The 17290-nt window shown below is 73.5% G+C and carries 16 protein-coding genes; 11 read left to right on the top strand and 5 right to left on the bottom strand.

What is annotated here, in order from left to right; translation table 11 throughout:
- The first annotated feature begins 36 nt into the window (after window positions 1–36).
- Both CG747_RS03865 and CG747_RS03860 read left to right on the top strand, forming a co-directional pair.
- Complete coding sequence (locus CG747_RS03865) at window positions 37–1167, top strand: carboxymuconolactone decarboxylase family protein (RefSeq protein WP_100600180.1); 1131 nt, start codon at window positions 37–39, stop codon at window positions 1165–1167.
- A 77-nt stretch (window positions 1168–1244) separates the two neighbouring features.
- Window positions 1245–1607: a coenzyme f390 synthetase gene (locus tag CG747_RS03860; RefSeq protein WP_100600179.1), complete on the top strand. Its 363-nt coding sequence runs from the start codon at window positions 1245–1247 to the stop codon at window positions 1605–1607.
- A 31-nt stretch (window positions 1608–1638) separates the two neighbouring features.
- On the opposite strand, the gene CG747_RS03855 is transcribed toward CG747_RS03860, so the two are convergent.
- Window positions 1639–2112 carry an ATP-binding protein gene (locus tag CG747_RS03855; protein WP_257980205.1) on the bottom strand — a complete coding sequence of 158 codons (474 nt, stop codon included), beginning with the start codon at window positions 2110–2112 and terminating at the stop codon, window positions 1639–1641.
- A 271-nt stretch (window positions 2113–2383) separates the two neighbouring features.
- Between CG747_RS03855 and CG747_RS03850 the strand changes: the two genes are divergently transcribed.
- Both CG747_RS03850 and CG747_RS03845 read left to right on the top strand, forming a co-directional pair.
- Window positions 2384–2626: a DUF397 domain-containing protein gene (locus CG747_RS03850; RefSeq protein ID WP_100600177.1), complete on the top strand. Its 243-nt coding sequence runs from the start codon at window positions 2384–2386 to the stop codon at window positions 2624–2626.
- A gap of 123 nt (window positions 2627–2749) precedes the next feature.
- Window positions 2750–3658, top strand: a complete 909-nt coding sequence (locus CG747_RS03845) for a helix-turn-helix transcriptional regulator (RefSeq protein ID WP_100600176.1) — start codon at window positions 2750–2752, stop codon at window positions 3656–3658.
- 56 nt (window positions 3659–3714) lie between these two features.
- On the opposite strand, the gene CG747_RS03840 is transcribed toward CG747_RS03845, so the two are convergent.
- Window positions 3715–4533 carry an SAM-dependent methyltransferase gene (locus CG747_RS03840; RefSeq protein WP_100600175.1) on the bottom strand — a complete coding sequence of 273 codons (819 nt, stop codon included), beginning with the start codon at window positions 4531–4533 and terminating at the stop codon, window positions 3715–3717.
- A 249-nt stretch (window positions 4534–4782) separates the two neighbouring features.
- Here CG747_RS03840 and CG747_RS03835 point away from each other — a divergent pair, with 249 nt between their 5' ends.
- Both CG747_RS03835 and CG747_RS03830 read left to right on the top strand, forming a co-directional pair.
- Window positions 4783–5526 (top strand): ATP-binding cassette domain-containing protein, encoded by a 744-nt coding sequence (locus CG747_RS03835; RefSeq protein WP_100600174.1) that lies wholly within the window; start codon window positions 4783–4785, stop codon window positions 5524–5526.
- 9 nt (window positions 5527–5535) lie between these two features.
- Window positions 5536–6435, top strand: coding sequence for a class I SAM-dependent methyltransferase (locus CG747_RS03830; RefSeq protein ID WP_180985380.1), 900 nt, complete (start codon window positions 5536–5538; stop codon window positions 6433–6435).
- Window positions 6436–6486: 51 nt separating this feature from the next.
- Here CG747_RS03830 and CG747_RS03825 read toward each other — a convergent pair whose 3' ends face one another.
- Window positions 6487–6921 (bottom strand): DUF6314 family protein, encoded by a 435-nt coding sequence (locus CG747_RS03825; protein WP_100600173.1) that lies wholly within the window; start codon window positions 6919–6921, stop codon window positions 6487–6489.
- A 212-nt stretch (window positions 6922–7133) separates the two neighbouring features.
- Here CG747_RS03825 and CG747_RS03820 point away from each other — a divergent pair, with 212 nt between their 5' ends.
- From CG747_RS03820 to CG747_RS03810, 3 genes are all read left to right on the top strand, one after another.
- Window positions 7134–8603 (top strand): aldehyde dehydrogenase family protein, encoded by a 1470-nt coding sequence (locus tag CG747_RS03820; RefSeq protein WP_100600172.1) that lies wholly within the window; start codon window positions 7134–7136, stop codon window positions 8601–8603.
- Window positions 8600–10168, top strand: coding sequence for an APC family permease (locus CG747_RS03815; protein ID WP_100600171.1), 1569 nt, complete (start codon window positions 8600–8602; stop codon window positions 10166–10168). Before CG747_RS03820 ends, CG747_RS03815 begins: the two co-directional genes overlap by 4 nt.
- Window positions 10169–10311: 143 nt before the next feature.
- On the top strand, window positions 10312–11919 hold the full coding sequence (locus tag CG747_RS03810; RefSeq protein ID WP_100600170.1) for a metallophosphoesterase family protein: 1608 nt from the start codon (window positions 10312–10314) through the stop codon (window positions 11917–11919).
- Window positions 11920–11939: 20 nt separating this feature from the next.
- Here the strand turns inward: CG747_RS03810 and CG747_RS03805 are convergent, their stop codons facing one another.
- Window positions 11940–13016, bottom strand: coding sequence for a HoxN/HupN/NixA family nickel/cobalt transporter (locus CG747_RS03805; protein ID WP_100600169.1), 1077 nt, complete (start codon window positions 13014–13016; stop codon window positions 11940–11942).
- Between the two features lie 422 nt (window positions 13017–13438).
- Window positions 13439–14398 (bottom strand): DUF748 domain-containing protein, encoded by a 960-nt coding sequence (locus tag CG747_RS03800; RefSeq protein ID WP_257980203.1) that lies wholly within the window; start codon window positions 14396–14398, stop codon window positions 13439–13441.
- 266 nt (window positions 14399–14664) lie between these two features.
- Between CG747_RS03800 and CG747_RS03795 the strand changes: the two genes are divergently transcribed.
- Together CG747_RS03795 and CG747_RS03790 are read left to right on the top strand one after the other, a co-directional pair.
- On the top strand, window positions 14665–14901 hold the full coding sequence (locus CG747_RS03795; protein ID WP_100600168.1) for a heavy-metal-associated domain-containing protein: 237 nt from the start codon (window positions 14665–14667) through the stop codon (window positions 14899–14901).
- A gap of 70 nt (window positions 14902–14971) precedes the next feature.
- On the top strand, window positions 14972–17245 hold the full coding sequence (locus CG747_RS03790; RefSeq protein ID WP_100600167.1) for a cation-translocating P-type ATPase: 2274 nt from the start codon (window positions 14972–14974) through the stop codon (window positions 17243–17245).
- The last annotated feature ends 45 nt before the right edge of the window (window positions 17246–17290 follow it).

The raw sequence follows: 17290 nt of genomic DNA, 5'->3' as shown, positions 1-17290 counted from the left end.
CCCTCCGTACGACGCCCGGACGCACTCCGCACGGCGATGATCAACTCCGGAGGCGGCCGTCGTGGGGTCGCCGCACCCGAACTGGAGACCGCCGTGCCGAGCCCCTTCCCGCACACCGCCACCGTGGATCCCCTCACCGGCGGATCCGGTCAACTACGCGCCATACACGCCCAGTTGGCGGACCACTTCGGCGAGGGCGAGATCCCCCCGGAGTTCCGGCTGCTGTACGGCGCGCCCGAGCTGCTGTGCGCGACCTGGGTGGCGGTCCGCGAGTCCCTGCTGGTCGACCCGGCGCCGCGCCGGGACAAGGAGCTGGTCGCGGCCGGTGTGGCGCGGGCCCTGGGATGCGGGCCGGTGCTGCGCACCCACGTCCGGGCGCTGCACACCGACGGCCACCCCGCGCTGGCCCGGACCGTCCGCGACGGCGGTACGCCCGGGGAGCCCGGCCACGCCCGGCTGCTGGCCTGGGGCGCCGCCACGGCCGGCCCGGACGGCCCGCCGGACGACCGCCCCTTCGCCGCCGACCACGCCGCCGAGTTCCTGGGCACCGCCCTGACCGCCCACTTCCTCTCCCGGCTCGGCTCGGCGCTGCTGTCCGCGCGGGCCGGTCACGGCGCGCCGGGCCGGGCGTGGCGCCTCCTGGGCGGCCGGGCCGCGGCACGGCCGGGGCGGGCGCGCGCACCGCGTCCCGGGGAGAGCCTGTCGCTGCTGCCGGCGGCCGTCGGCCCGGAGCCGTCCTGGGCCGGCGGGGCGCCGCTGGGCGCGGGGCTGGCGGCGCTGCGGTGCGCGGCGACGGGCGACGACCGGGCGCTCACCGACACCGCCCGGCGGCGGGTGCAAACGGTCGTCGCCGCGCACGGCGGGCGGCCGCCCGGCACCGGGTCGGGCGACCGTCGGCCCGACGCCCGCGGCTGGCTCTACACCGCACTGGCCGGGCTGCGCGGCGCCGACCGCCCGGCCGCCGCGGTGGCCCTGCTGACGGCCCTGAACCCGGCCCAACTCGCCGCTTCCGACGTCGAGTTCTGGCGTCTGACGGCCCCCGACGGGGCGTCCGACGACGCCGCGCTGCTGCGCCTCGCCGCGTTCGGCGCGTACACCGCCGTGGCGTGCGTCGAGCGGACCCTGGTCGCGCCGGCACCGGGCGCGGGTACCCACCCGCGGAGCTGAGTAGCCGGACTCATGACGCCCGGGTGCCGGGCCCCGAAGATGACGGTGCAACCCACCGTTCGGGGCCGGGAGTCACCATGGGCGCCAACAGCTATCCGCAGGACGTCGAGCGCGGACTCTTCGAGGGCAATCCGCTGGCCGGGCTGATCGTGGGGTTCCGACTCACCCTGGACCCGGGCGGCGACCTGGAGGCGCGACCCGTGGTCCACGTCCAGCTGCGGCCCGGACTGTCGCTGTCCGCGGTCGAGGCGGACCAGTTGGCCAAGCTCTGCCAGCGCGGCGTGCAACGTCAACTGAACGCCAGAGACGGGGACTTCGCGGCCCATCCGGAACAGGGACCGGCCGCGAACGAACTCTCCATCGCCCTGCACGCTTTCGGCAACGGGCCGTTCGCCGACCCCTCCGCGGTCCGCGACGACTACCTCCTGCGCGGCGACTGACCCGCGCGCCCGCGCCGGGGAACGCGGCCCCTCAGCCGGCCGCCACCACCGTGGCCCACACCGTCTTCCCCGACTGGTCGGGCGGCGTCCAGCCCCAGGAGTCGCTGAGGCGGTCGACGAGGTGGAGCCCGCGCCCGGACTCGGCCAGGGCGTGCTGCGGCCGCAGCACGGGCGCCTGGGTCCCGCCGTCCGAGACCGCGCACAGCACCCCGCGCTCCTGCCGGGTCAGCGCCAGCCAGGCATGGCAGAACCGCTCGTCGAAAAGGGAGTCGAGGCCGGTGACGCAGGGGTTCGAGGCGCCGTACCGGAGGGCGTTGGTGACGAGTTCGGAGACGATCAGGACCGCGTTCTCGGCGAGACCGGGACACATCCGCCAGGCGTCGAGGGTGGTCCGGGTGAACCGGCGGGCCTCCGCCACGGTGCAGGCCGCGCCGCTGAGCGCACAGGCCGCGAAGCCGTCCGGTCCCGGCATCCACCACGTCTGCCGTCCGGTGTCGCCGGTCACTGGCTCCCCTCCTTCCCGGAGGACGTCGCGCTCGGACTGTGCCGGGTGTGTGGTCATCACGATCTCCGCGGAGGGGCATACGAGTTGGGCGCGTCCGGACGGTCTGGGCGGGGCCGCCCCGGAGGGCTAATATCCTCGTCGGCCGTCCAACGCTGCAAGTGCATCTGCAATTACATCGGTACGGGCGGCCACCCAGGGGCAGGATCACGCCACCCGTGATCACGGCCCCGGACCGGTCCCGAGCACACCCCCCACCAAGGGAGCAGTCGTGATGGAGTCGATGACCAACGGAATGCCGGCAACCGATATCGAAGGTGCGGTCTGGCGCAAGAGCCGCCGCAGCAACCCCAGTGGCAACTGCGTTGAGCTGGCGCTTCTTTCGGATGGCGGGGTCGCGGTACGCAACTCGCGCCACACCTCCGGCCCGGCGCTGATCTACCCGCGCGCCGCCTTGGCCGCCTTCGTCCAAGGCGCCAAGGACGGCGAATTCGATGACCTGTTCCCCTGCGACTGACCAGACGACCGTCCTCGGGCGCAATAACTGAGGCATATGTCGGCCGGATAGTCGGTGCAGGTGTACGCCTCCTCCGGGCAATGGGACACTGGGCGTTCACCCGACCACTCAGGGGAGTCAGCTATGAGCGCCGCGCAGTCGAGCAGTGATCTGTCCCTGCGCCGCTATCTGGAACATCCGCGCGGCGGCCCCACCGTCCTGCGCATCGTGCTGGGCACCCAGCTGCGCCGGCTGCGGGAGGCCGCCGGCATCACCCGCGAGGCCGCCGGTGACGCCATCCGCGCCTCCCACGCCAAGATCAGCCGCCTCGAACTGGGCCGGGTGAGCTGCAAGGAACGCGACGTCGCCGATCTGCTCACGCTGTACGGCGTGATCGACAGCACCGCCCGGGCCACCTTCCTCACCCTCGCCCGCCGGACCGGTACGCCCGGCTGGTGGCACCAGTACGGCGACGTCCTGCCCAGCTGGTTCGAGACCCACCTCGGGCTGGAGTCGGCCGCCTCGGTGATCCGCACCTACGAAGTCCAGTTCGTCCCCGGCCTGTTGCAGACGCCGGAGTACGCCCGCGCGGTGGCGCTGCTGGGACACCCGGGCTCCACCCCGGAGGAGAACGACCAGCGGGTGGAGCTGCGGATGGCACGGCAGCGGCTGCTGGAGCTCGACGACGCGCCCCGGTTGTGGGCCATCCTCGACGAGGCGTGCCTGCGCCGCCCGCTGGGCGGACCGGAGGTGATGGCCGGTCAGCTCCGGCATCTGCTGGAGATGGCGCGGCGCCCCGGCATCACCCTCCAGGTCGCGCCGTTCGCCCTCGGCGGCCTCGCCGCGGCGGGCGGGCCGATCACCGTCCTCCGCTTCCAGGAGCCCGACCTCCCGGACATCGTCTACCTGGAGCAGCTGACCAGCGCGCTCTACCTGGACAAGCGGGACGACGTCGACCACTACCTGGTGGTGATGGACCGGCTCAGCGCCCAGGCCGAGTCCCCGCGGGAGTCGCTGGCCATTCTGGAACGGCTGCTGGAACAGGGGAGTTGACGGCCGCGGGACGAGCCCCCCGCGCCCGCCCCGCCCCCTCCGCGTCCTGCGAGCCGCTACGGCTTCCGGGCCACGCCCCCGTATTCGATCCACTCCTGCGTCAGCTGCCTGGGGCCGACATCCGACGGGTCCGGCCGCCAGGTCGAGACCTCCATCAACCCCGGCTCCTGGATCTCCAGCCCGTCCAGGTAGCCCCGCAGCTCGTGCTGCTGCCGCACCCGACCCCAGTTCCCGTGGGTGCTGACCCGCATGAACTCCGTGACGAAGTCCCGCGTCGCGGCGTCCTCGCTGACCAGCTGACACACCACCAGGAAGCTTCCTGGAACCAGCCGTTCGGCCACCCGGCGCACCAGCGCGGCGGGGTCGTCGGCGTCCGGGATGCAGTGCAGCACGGAGACGAAGAGCGCGGCGACCGGCTCGTCGAGGTCTATCAGCCGACGGACCTCCGGGCTGCCGAAGATGCCGTCGGTGTCCCGCATGTCGGCCTGGATGACGGCGGTGTTCTCGTTCTCCTCCAGCAGGGCCCGGCCGTGCGCCAGCACGATGGGGTCGTTGTCGACGTACACCACGCGGGACCGGGGATCGACCTGCTGGGCGACCTGGTGGACGTTGTCCTGCGTCGGCAGGCCGGAACCGTGGTCGACGAACTGCCGGATGCCCTGCTCGCGGGCCAGCCAGCGGACCGCCCGGCGCAGGAACCGCCGGTTGTTGAGGGCCAGCACCTGGGTGCTCGGGACGACCTTGCTCAGCTGCTCGCACGCCTCGCGGTCCACCGCGTAGTTGTCCTTGCCGCCCAGGTAGTAGTCGTACATCCGGGCGACGCTCGGTATGCTCACGTCAACAGCGCTGGACAGCGGCCGGATTTCTTGGCTCATTCCCCACTCTTCCCGTCGGATTGCGGTGCCGGTAACGGTACGACCACCGGGCGCCGTCTCCAACTGCCGTCCCGCGGTGGGCAGTCGGCCGGTCGCGCTCACCGGCGCGGGCCGGGCGCCCCGCGCCAGGGGGTGGCGGGGCGGCCGGGCGTTCTCATCGGCCTCTCACCGTCCGCTCATCGACCGATCACACGGGGTGGCTACGGTCGGTCGCGGGGCCGCGGTCCGGCGGCCCGGAGGAGAGGCACCGTGTACCACCTGAGCGGCGTGACGAAGCACTACCGACGAGGCGGTGAGCCGGTGCGGGCCCTGGCCGGCGTCGGGTTCACCGTGCCGTACGGCACCGCGCTCGCCGTCCAGGGGCCGCCAGGCGCCGGCGCGTCGACGCTGCTGCGGATCCTGGGCGGGCTGGAGCGCCCGACCCGCGGCAGCGTGCTGCTCGACGGTACGGATCTGGCCATGGTCACCGCGTCCCGGCTCGACCGGATCCGCGCCGAGTCGATCGGGCTGCTCGGCGCGGGCGACGGCGACCATCCGGGTCCGCTCGCCGGATCGACCGTGCGGCAGGGCGTGGCCGCCGCGCTGGTCCCGCTGGGGCTGCGACCTGCCGACCGGTGGGAGTTGGCCGGGGACGCGCTGGCGGAGGTCGGGCTGTCCGACCGGGGCGATCTGCTGCCGGGGCAGCTGGACGCGTATGCGCGGCGGCGTGCGGCGCTCGCGCGGGCGCTGGTGAAACGGCCCGCCGTGCTGCTCGCGGACCGCCCGACGGACGGTCTGCCGCCGGCCGACCGGGCGGACTTCGCCGCCTTGCTGGTGCGGGTGTGGGGCGCGTACCGGCTCACCTGCGTCGTCGCCACGGACGACGAGGCCCTGGCCGGGCGGGCGACCCGGCGGATGGCGCTCGCCGGGGGCCGGGTGGCCGCCGTGGTCCGGGTGGCCGGTACCGGTCGGGACGGAGCGGCTGCCTGGTGTCCGCGCGGCGCCGGCAGGTAGAAGAGGGGCATGACCACAGAGCAGAGCGAGTCCACGGACCGGACGGTCCCGCCGCCGGTCGGCGACCGGCCGGAGCTTCCCGGCACGGAGGAGATGGTGCGCGCCAACGAGGCCAACTGGGACGCCCGCACCCCGGTGCACGTGGCCAGTGCGTTCTACGGCCTGGACGGGTCGCGGAGCGCCGAGGACTGGTTCGCGCCGTTCGAATGGGCCGACCTCGGGGAGCTGGCCGGGCGCGATGTGCTGCACCTCCAGTGCCATCTGGGCACCGAGACGGCCGCGTTCGCGGACCGGGGCGCGCGGGCGGTGGGGCTGGACTTCTCCGCCGAGGCGGTGGCGCAGGCCCGGCGGCTGGCCGCGGACGGCGGCCGGGAGATGGAGTTCGTGCGGTCCGACGTGTACCGCGCGGTGGAGGCGCTCGGCGACCGCCGGTTCGACGTGGTCTACACCGGCAAGGGCGCGGTGTGCTACCTGCCGGACCTCGCCGCCTGGGCCGGGACCGTCGCCGAACTGCTGCGGCCGGGCGGGACGTTCTACCTGGTGGAGTTCCACCCGCTGCTGAACGCCCTCGGCGCGACGCCGCCCGCGGACCCGGGCACCCCGCCGCTCCTGCTCCGCAACGACTACCTGGCCGGCCGGGGCGCCCTGCGCAGCGACACCTCCACGACCTACACCGACGGCCCGCCCCTCCAGGGTGCGACGACGAGCTACGAGTGGCGGCACGGCGTCGGCGAGGTCGTCAACGCGGTGATCGGGGCCGGGCTGACCGTGCAGAACGTCCGGGAGACCGAGGTGCTGCCGTGGCCGCGTTTCCCGTCGATGGTGCCGGACGAGAACGGCTGGTGGCGGCTGCCCGAGTCGGAGCCGATCATTCCGCTGCTGTACGCGCTGAAGGCGGTCAAGCCGTAGCGGGAGCGGCCGGCACCGGCGGCCGGAACGACGGGGGCACCGGCACCGGGCTCAGCCGGTCCGCCGGTAGACCGAGCGCAGCAGCTGGTCCTTGGCCGGGCCGGTGACCCGCCACTCCAGGTGCCAGCGGTCCGCGGCGACGGCGGTGAAGGTGCCCTCGTAGCGGTCCGCGGCGCAGGGGTGGACGGCGGTCCAGCAGCCGGTCCGCAGGTCCAGGTCGTGGAAGGGGCGGCCGTCGGCGAAGGCGACCGCGGCGGTGCCGTCGGGCGCGGGCCGCAGCCACAGGGTGCGGGTCGCCGGGTGCACGGCGCCCTCCCAGGTCAGCTCACCCTCCTCGGCGTGGCGCAGCGCCCCGTCGGGGCCGTCCGGGGTGAAGTCCGCGGTGCCCCGGAAAGTGCCTTCGGTGCCGGCCCGCAGGTCGTACACGGCACGCTCGACGTGCCAGCGGCCGGTGAGGTAGGCGGCGGCGTCGGGGACCAGGTGCATGCCCCCATTGTCGGGCAGCGCCGCGCGGTCACCCCATCGGCCCCACCCCGCGCCCCGCCCGCGCGCCCCGCCGCCGTGCACCGTGCGGTCCCCCGACGGTCGACTTACGCTCGGTACCGAGATCACCACCGTCGGAGACCACCGCGGCAGGGCGCCCGTTGCGTGCGTGCCCCCGCCGGCACCCGCCCGGAGACGAGACCGGAGGCGCACCCATGCCGGAGCTGTTCATCGGCGGTCAGTGGACCGCAGCGGCCGACGGGCAGGTGCGGGAGATCCGCTGCCCGGCGGACGGCACGCCGGTCGCGACGGTCGACGAGGGCGGGCCGAAGGACGCGGCGGCCGCGGTCGCCGCCGCCCGGCTGGCGTTCGACGACGGGCCGTGGCCCGGCACCCCGGCCGCCGAGCGCGGCCGGGTGGTGCTCCGCGTCGCCGAGCTGCTGGAGCGGGACCGCGACGCGCTGGCCCGGGCCGAGTCGTTGGACACCGGCAAGCGGCTGGTGGAGAGCGGCTACGACATGGACGACATCGCGGGCTGCTTCCGGTACTTCGGCAACCTCGGCGCGGCCGGCGGCGTCGACCGGGTGGTGGCCGCCGGGGGCCCCGAGGTCGACAGCACCGTGCGGCACGAGCCGGTCGGGGTCTGCGCGCTGATCACACCGTGGAACTACCCCCTGTTGCAGACCGCCTGGAAGGTCGCCCCGGCCCTGGTCACCGGGAACACCTTCGTGCTGAAGCCGAGCGAGCTGACACCGCACACCGCGATCCACCTGATGCGGCTGCTGGCCGAGGCCGGGGTGCCGGACGGGGCGGCCAACATGGTGCTGGGCACCGGTCCGCTGGTGGGGGCACCGCTGACCGAGGACCCGCGGGTGGACATGGTGTCGTTCACCGGCGGTCTGGTCACCGGCCGCCGGATCATGGCCGCGGCGGCGCCCACGGTCAAGAAGATCGCCCTCGAACTGGGCGGCAAGAACCCCAACATCGTCTTCGCGGACGCCGACTTCGACACCGCCGTCGACTACGCCCTGACGGCGGTCTTCCTGCACTCCGGGCAGGTCTGCTCGGCGGGCGCCCGGCTGCTGGTCCAGGACGACCTGCACGACCGCTTCGTCGACGAGCTGGTGGCCCGGGCCCGGCGGATCCCGCTCGGCGGCCCGTTCGACGAGCGGGCCCGCACCGGCCCGCTGATCTCCGCGGCGCACCGGGCGAAGGTCGCGGCGTATGTGGCGGCCGGGCTGGACGAGGGCGCGGTGCTGCGCTGCGGCGGGGCGCCACCGGACGATCCGGAGCTGGCGGGCGGCTTCTACTACCTGCCCACCGTGCTCGACGAGTGCACCCCGGACATGTCGGTGGTGCGCGACGAGTCGTTCGGGCCGGTGCTGACCGTGGAGCGGTTCCGCGACGAGGCCGAGGCGGTGTCGCTGGCCAACGACACGGTGTACGGACTGGCCGGGGCGGTGTGGACCCAGGACGCCGAACGCGCGCACCGGGTGGCCGCCCGGCTGCGGGCCGGCACGGTGTGGATCAACGACTTCCATCCGTACGTGCCGCAGGCGGAGTGGGGAGGGATGAAGCAGTCCGGGATCGGCCGGGAGCTGGGGCCGGCCGGGCTGGCGGAGTACCAGGAGGCCAAGCACGTCTGGCGGAACACCGCGCCGACTCCGCAGAGGTGGTTCGAGTGACCGGTTCCGGCCCCGGCGCCGGGGGCTCCTCCGACGACGGCGCGCACGAGGACGGGGCACTGGCCGAACTCGGCTACAAGCCCGAACTCAAGCGGACCCTGGGCAACTTCCACACCTTCGCCGCCGGGATCAGCTACATCTCCATCCTCACCGGCACCTTCCAGCTGTTCTACTTCGGCGTGAGCCACGGCGGTCCGGCGTACTGGTGGTCCTGGCCGATGGTCTTCGTCGGCCAGCTGATGGTGGCGCTGTGCTTCTGCGAGCTGGCCTGCCGGTATCCGGTGGCCGGGTCGATCTACAACTGGGCGAAGCAGCTGGGCGGTCCGCACGTGGGCTGGCTCGGCGGCTGGATGATGCTCACCGCGTCCATGGTCTCGCTGGCCGCGGTGGCGCTGGCCTACCAGGTGACGCTGCCGCAGATCTCGTCGTGGTTCCAGTTCGTCGGCGACGGCACCGGGAAGACCGACGCGGCCGCCAACGCGGTCCTCTTGGGCGCCGTGCTGATCGCCTTCACCACCCTGGTCAACGCCTTCGGCGTGAAGCTGATGGCGCGGATCAACTCGGCGGGCGTGGCCATCGAACTGATCGCCGCGATCGTGCTGATCCTGCTGCTGGCCGCGCACGTCGCCCGCAGCCCGGCCGCCGTGCTGACGGACACCTTCGGCAAGGGCCAGGGCGAGAGCCTGGGGTACCTGGGCGCGTTCCTGACCGCCTCGCTCGCCTCCGCGTACGTCATGTACGGCTTCGACACCGCCTCCTCGCTCGGCGAGGAGTCCAAGGACCCGGCCCGCAACGCGCCCCGGGCGATCCTGCGGGCGCTGATCGCCTCGTTCGTCATCGGCGGGCTGATCCTGCTGTTCGCGCTGCTGGCCGTCCCCGATCTGCACGCCGAGCGGCTGTCGGTGGACGGCCTGCAGTACGTCGTCCTGGCCACCCTCGGGTCGACGGTCGGGCAGATCGTGCTGTGGTGCGTGGTCATCGCGATCACCGTCTGCGAACTGGCGGTGCACACCGCCGCCATCCGGCTGGCGTTCGCGATGGCCCGCGACAACAACCTCCCGGCGTCCGCGCGGCTGGCCCGGGTCAGCCCGCGGTTCCAGACGCCGGTGGTGCCCGCGGTCGTGATCGGGCTGGTCGGGATCGTGATCCTGCTGATCAACATCGACCAGCCGCAGATCTTCTCGGTGATCACCAGTATCGCGATCATCATGATCTACCTGGCGTACCTGATGGTGACGCTGCCGATGCTGGTGCAGCGGCTGCGCGGCAACTGGACGGTGGCGAAGGGCAGCTTCTCGCTGGGGCGGTACGGTCTGCCGGTGAACGTGCTGGCGGTGCTCTGGGGCCTGGGGATGTCCGTCAACCTCGCCTGGCCGCGCGCCGCCGTCTACAACGCCACCGGACCGCAGCACTGGTACCTGCGCTGGGGCGCCTTCCTCTTCATCGGCGTCGTGGCGCTCGGCGGCTTCGCCTACTACTGGTGCGTACAGCGGCACCGCACCGGCGTGCTGGCCTCGCACGCCGCAAAAGGCGCGGACTCCGGCGACGCCGCTCCCACACCCTGACTCCGCCCGGCGCCTCAACCGGGTTGCGGCGCCGCCCAGTTCACCGTTCGCCGGCAGTTAACCGACCCGTCCCCGGACGGCACCCCCGCCGTCGCCCGCCCCTGTGAGCCTCCCTGCGGTTTCCCGAGGCCCAGGAGGCACCCGTGACACGTCAGCCCTCACGCCGCGCTCTGCTGCGCGGCGCGACCGCGGCCGGTGCGCTGACCGCGCTCCCCGGCTCCGCCCTGCTCTGGGCGCGCCCGGCGGTCGCCGGCACCCCGCCCCCGGAGCAGGTCCACCTCCAGTACGGCACCGAGCCCGCCCACCAGATGACGCTGTCCTGGGCGACCGGCGCCGCGGTGCGCCGCCCCCGACTGCGGCTGGGCACCCCGCACCAAGGCATCGGCCGCACGGTGGCGGCCGAGACCCGGACGTACGTGGACGGGCTCAACAAGGTGGAGACGTACACCCACCACGTGCGGCTGCACGGGCTGCGGCCGGATTCCACTTATGTGTACGAGCTGCTGCACGACGGGGCGGCGCCCGTGCGGGGCACCTTCCGGACCGCGCCCGGCCACGAGCGGACCGCGTTCCGCTTCACCAGCTTCGGCGACCTGGGCACGGGCAGCACCGCATGGCAGAAGTCGGCGCTGCACGGTGCCGCCGCGGTCCGCCAGGTCGAGCAGTTCGACCCGCTGTTCCACCTGCTCAACGGGGACCTCGCGTACGCCAACAACAACCCCGAGCGGCAGCCGCAGTGCTGGGACGCCTTCATGAACAACATGTCGGTCTCGGCCCGCAACCGGCCCTGGATGCCGGCGCCCGGCAACCACGAGGTCGAACTCGGCGGCGGCGAGCTGGGCTACGCCTCGTACGCCACGCGGTTCGCGCTGCCGGACAACGGGAGCCGGGACCACTGCGGGAACTGGTACGGCTTCCGGGTCGGTTCGGTGCTCTTCGTCTCGCTGGACGGCAACGACCTGGCCATCGAGGACGACGCCAGCCAGGACCCGGTGACCGGCCGCTCCCTCTACATCAGCGGGTACAGCCGGGGCGCCCAGCTCCGCTGGCTGGAGCGCACCCTGCGGCAGGCCCGCGCGGACCGCGGGGTGGACTGGATCGTGGCGTCGCTGCACCAGTTCGCGATGTCCTCGTCGGCCACCAGCCACGGCGGGGACATGGGCCTGCGCGAGCAGCTGCTGCCGGTGCTCGACCGGTACGGGGTCGACCTGGTGCTGTGCGGCCACGACCACGACTACGAGCGGACCCATCCGGTCCGCGGGACCGATCCGCACTCGCTGCTGCGCCCGGCCGTGGTGGACGACCGGCTGGACGCCATCGACACGTCCAAGGGCACCGTCCACCTGATCCTCGGGGGCGGCGGTACCGCCTCGCACGACGACACCTACCTGCCCGACCCGGACCACGACGGCGTGCCCGACGCCTTCGTCCGCACCAAGCGCCTGCCGTACAAGGCGGATCCGGACGCGACGGAGAAGGCCACCTGGTCGGCGGTGCGCGACCCGGACACCCACTACCCGTACGGGATCGCGGTGTTCGACGTGGATCCGGGCCGCGGCCCCGGCGACCGCACCACGATCACCGTCGGCTACTACCACACGCCGGCCGCGACACCGGCCGATCCGCTGCCCCGGCCGGTGCTCTTCGACCGCTTCACCCTGCACCGCGACCGGAGGGACGGCCTCCAGGAGGCCTTCCCGCGGCAGGGGGCGCGGCCGGCCGCGACACCGGCGGCCGGCCTGTCCGGCTGAGGCGGCGGCCGGGCGGGGGATCAGTCGGCCGTCTGCTCCCCCGCCGGGCGCACGTGGACCGTCCACTTCTCCTCGATGCGGCCGAGCTTCCACACCGCGAGGGCGACGATCCAGGTGAGGAAGAACAGCCCGACGATGGCGAAGCCGAGGACGTTGAGGTCCAGTCCGCCGATCCAGTCCCAGAAGGCGCCGTGCAGGCCGAGCTTGTCGGCGAGCAGACCGAGGAGTTCCACCGTCCCGATGATCAGGGCGACGGCGACCGAGAGGCCGGTGATGGTGAGGTTGTAGTAGACCTTGCGGACCGGTTTGGAGAAGGCCCAGCCGTAGGCGAAGTTCATGAACGAGCCGTCGATGGTGTCCAGCAGGCTCATCCCGGCCGCGAACAGCACCGGCAGGCAGAGGATGGCGTACCAGGGCAGTCCGGAGGCGGCGCCGGAGCCGGCCAGCACCAGCAGCGCGATCTCGGTGGCGGTGTCGAAGCCGAGGCCGAAGAGCAGGCCGAGCGGGTACATCTGCCAGGGCTTGGTGATCGACTTCATGACCCGGCCGAGCAGCCGGTTCATCAGGCCGCGGTTGTTGAGCTGCTCCTCCAGCGCGGCCTCGTCGAAGTGGCCGGCCCGCATCCGCCGGAAGACCCCCCAGATCCCGACCAGGATCACGATGTTGATCGCGGCGATGACGTAGAGGAAGACGCCGGAGACGGTGGTGCCGATCATTCCGGTCACCGTGTGCAGCTGGGAGTTGTCGTCCTTGACGGGCCCGGCGAGCGCCTTGACGCCGAGGGACAGCAGGAACGCCAGCCCGAAGACGATGCTGGAGTGCCCCAGCGAGAACCAGAAGCCGACCGAGAGCGGCCGCTGCCCCTCGTGCATCAGCTTCCGGGTGGTGTTGTCGATGGCGGCGATGTGGTCGGCGTCGAAGGCGTGCCGCATGCCGAGGGTGTACGCGGTCACCCCGATGCCGATGCCGAAGCTCTTGGTACCGAGGCTGTAGTGCTCCGGCGCCACGATCGCCACCAGGGTGAACCAGCCGATCACGTGCAGCGCGAGAACGAACCCGGCCATCCCGGCCATCCGCCCCCACTCGGCGCGGGTCATCGACCGTGCGATCCGCTGCCGGCGGGACGGCGGGGCCTGGCCTGTCAGGGTCGGGGAGGGGGGCGTAGGCATGGGCGGCACTGCTTTCTTCCGTTCAGCCCCGGCCGCTGCCGGGGTACCCCCCTACATTCCTGCGGGCCGGTTTTAGTTGCAACCAATGTGCAGTAAAGCTCGCGGCTGGTCTCGTGGTGGAAAGGGGAAAGGCCGCGGGCGCTCGCAGGGGCCCGGACGGGGCGCGGCGGGCGCCCGGCCGAGGTGGGTGGCCGCGGCCTGGAGCAGGGCGATGGCCACCAGGCGGACCAGGGGGTGGCCGGCGGCCCGCCGCAGCGCCGCCGTAGGGGGTGTCATCCGGGGCGCCTCCTTGAGAGTGCCGGTCCGGCGCCGGACCGGCGCCGGTGTGCCGGTGTGCCGTCGTCGGGCGGTCAGTGCCGGTGGCCGCCGCCGGTCTCCTGGTGGCCGCCTTCGACCCCCTTGCGGTCACCGCCGCCGGTGGCGCCGTCCGCACCGGCGACCCGGACGGTGAAGGCGGCCGTGCGGACCGTGCCCTGGTGCCGGAAGTCCAGGAACAGGCGGTAGGTGCCGGCACTCGGCGCGGTGGCGGTGAAGGAGATCCCCGGGCCGGCCGACGTCCTCCCGTCGCCCGGTTCGCCGTCGGGGTGGACGTGCAGGTAGGCGAGGTCGCCGGAGCGCAGGGCGACCAGGTGGCCGTACGCGCCGAGGTAGGGCTGGAGGTCGGTGACCGGTTTGCCGTCCTTGGCGACCCGCAGGGTCAGGGCGCCGGGCTCGCCGGGGCGGAGCGTGCCGTCGAGGGTGACGCGGTAGCCGTCGACCTCGGCCGTGGCGGCCGGTCGGGGCGCTTCCGCGGGCCGGTAGGTGCCGGCCGCCGCCAGGTCGGCGCCGAGCGTCAGCCCCTCCCTCGCGCCGTGGGGGGTGAAGTCGGCGAAGACCCGGTAGCCGCCGGCGGCGGGCAGGTCGACCGGGGTGGACCAGGTGCCGTCGGCGGCGCGCCGGGGGTGGAGGTGGCGGAACACCGCGAGGTCCCGGGAGGCCACGATGAAGTGCAGTTCCCTGCCGTGTGCGGGCCGGTAGGCGGTGACCGGGCGGCCGGTACGGTCGTCGACCACCGCGAAGCGGAGTTCGGCGGGGGTGCCGGCGGCGACGGCCGGGGTCCTGAGGTCGAGGGTGTAACCGCCCTCGGTGATCTGTAGTCCGTCCGGTGCCGCGGCGCCGGATGCCGTGCCGTTCTGCGCGGTGTGGCCTGCGTGCCGGGCCGCGGGGGCCTCCGGCACGACGGGGCCCACCGCCTTCCCCACGCCGTAGGCGGAGCCGAATGCCGCGGCGAGCGCGGTGGCGAAGATCCCGACCTTCAGTCCGGTGTGCATGGCGCAATCCCTCCTCACGGGCCGCCGGTGGTGGGTACCGCCGGTGGTGCGGCCGATCAACTCGCTGCTCACCATACCCCCCCGGGGTATCTAGTCAACCCACCGGAAACGCTTGCCGTGAATACGGGTGGGGGGTATACATGGAGTCGTGCCGCTCGATACCCCTCCAGGGTATCCAGCAGCGAGGGGCCGCACCCGTCGGCCCCTATGCCCCGCCCTTGCCCGCAGGGGCCGGAACCACCGGCCCGCGCACTCAGGAGGAACCCATGTCGTCCAGCCTCACTCCCGACGGCCACACCGTGACCTACAAGGTCGACGGGATCGGCAGCGCGCACTGCCAGGGCGTCGTCGCCAAGGCCGTCGGCGCACTCGACGACGTCCTCGCCGTCGACGTGGAGATCGGCACCGGCCTGGTCACCGTCACCACCGGCGGTGCGCCCGACGACGCACTGATCGCCGACACCGTCGACGAGGCCGGCTACGACTTCACCGGCCGGGCCTGACCCCCCTGCCGGCGGATACCCCCACCCCCTACCTCCGTACCGCCCCTTCCGTGAGCTGCGAGGAGCAGACATGACCACCACCACCCCCGGCGCCGCCGAGGTCGAACTCGCCATCGGCGGCATGACCTGCGCCTCCTGCGCGGCCCGGATCGAGAAGAAGCTCAACCGCATGGACGGGGTCGAGGCCACCGTCAACTACGCCACGGAGAAGGCGAAGGTCACCTTCCAGGACGCCGTCTCGGTCCAGGACCTGATCGCCACGGTGGAGGCCACCGGCTACACCGCGCAGGAGCCCGCGCCGGCCTCCCCCGACGGCGGGAGCGGCGCGGCGGAGGGCTCGGGCGACGGTGCGGCGGAGGACCCGCTGCGGCCGCTGCGCCAGCGGCTGATCACCGCGGTGGCACTGGCCGTTCCGGTGATCGCCCTGGCCATGGCGCCGGCGCTGCAGTTCGAGTACTGGCAGTGGCTGTCGCTGACGCTGACCGCGCCGGTCGTCACCTACGCCGCCTGGCCGTTCCACCGCGCCGCGTGGACCAACGCCCGGCACGGCGCGGCCACCATGGACACCCTGATCTCGGTCGGCACCGCCGCCGCGTTCCTGTGGTCGCTGTGGGCGCTGTTCTTCGGCACCGCCGGCACCCCCGGCATGACCCACCCGTTCGAGCTGACCATCGCCCGCACCGACGGCGCGGGGAACATCTACCTGGAGGCGGCGGCCGGTGTCACCGCCTTCATCCTCGCCGGGCGGTACTTCGAGGCCCGCTCCAAGCGCAAGGCGGGCGCGGCCCTCAAGGCGCTGCTGGAGCTGGGCGCGAAGGACGTCACCGTGCTGCGCGGCGGCCGCGAGGAGACCCTTCCGATCGGGCAGTTGAGCGTCGGCGACCGGTTCCTGGTCCGGCCGGGCGAGAAGATCGCCACCGACGGCACGGTGGTGGACGGCGCCTCCGCCGTGGACGCCTCGATGCTGACCGGTGAATCGGTTCCGGTGGAGGTCGTGCCCGGCGACGGCGTCACCGGCGCCACCCTCAACGTCGGCGGCCGGCTGGTCGTCGAGGCCACCCGCATCGGCGCGGACACCCAACTCGCCCGGATGGCCCGGCTGGTGGAGGACGCCCAGAACGGCAAGGCGGCCGCCCAGCGGCTCGCCGACCGGATCTCCGCGGTCTTCGTCCCGGTCGTCATCGCGCTCGCCCTGGCCACCCTCGGCTTCTGGATCGGCAGCGGCGCCGGACTCACCGCCGCCTTCACCGCCGCGGTCGCCGTGCTGATCATCGCCTGCCCGTGCGCCCTGGGGCTCGCCACGCCGACCGCGCTGATGGTCGGCACCGGCCGCGGCGCCCAGCTCGGCATCCTCCTCAAGGGGCCGGAGGTCCTGGAGAGCACCCGCAAGGTCGACACCGTCGTCCTGGACAAGACCGGCACCGTCACCACCGGGCGGATGGCCCTGCTGGCCACGCACACCGCGGCGGGCACCGACAAGGCCGAAGTACTGCGGCTGGCGGGCGCGTTGGAGCACTCCTCGGAGCACCCGATCGCCCAGGCCGTGGCGGCCGGCGCGAGCGCCGAGGTGGGCACCCTGCCGGTGCCGGAGGTCTTCGCCAACATCGCGGGACTGGGCGTCCAGGGCGTCGTCGACGGGCACGCCGTACTGGTCGGCCGGGAGAAGCTGCTCGCCGAGTGGGCGATCCCGCTCCCGGACGACCTGGCGCGGGCCAAGGCGGCGGCCGAGGCGGCCGGGCGGACCGCGATCGCGGTGGCGTGGGACGGTGCGGCCCGCGCGGTCCTGGAGGTGGCCGACGCCGTCAAGGAGACCAGCCCGGAGGCGATCCGGCGGCTGCGCGCGCTCGGGCTGACCCCGGTGCTGCTGACCGGCGACAACGAGGCGGTGGCCCGCTCCGTCGCGGCCGAGGTCGGCATCGACCCCGACCAGGTCATCGCCGAGGTGCTGCCGCAGGACAAGGTCGAGGTGGTCCGGCGCCTCCAGAAGGAGGGCAAGTCGGTGGCGATGGTCGGCGACGGCGTCAACGACGCGGCCGCGCTGGCCCAGGCGGACCTCGGGCTGGCGATGGGCACCGGGACCGACGCGGCCATCGAGGCCGGCGACCTCACCCTCGTCCGCGGTGACCTGCGGGCCGCGGCCGACGCCATCCGGCTCTCCCGCCGCACCCTGGGCACCATCAAGTCCAACCTCTTCTGGGCCTTCGCCTACAACGTCGCGGCCCTGCCGCTGGCCGCGACCGGCCTGCTCAACCCGATGATCGCGGGTGCGGCGATGGCCTTCTCCTCGGTCTTCGTGGTCGGCAACAGCCTGCGGCTGCGCGGGTTCCAGGCCGCGGACAAGTGATTCCCGGACAAGCGATTCCCGGAAGAGCGACGCGGAGGCCGCGAC

This window comes from Streptomyces sp. CB02959 (assembly GCF_002803155.1).
Taxonomy (GTDB): Bacteria; Actinomycetota; Actinomycetes; order Streptomycetales; family Streptomycetaceae; genus Streptomyces.
Note: the sequence above shows the minus strand (reverse complement) of the source record. Positions and strands in the feature narration are given on the sequence as shown.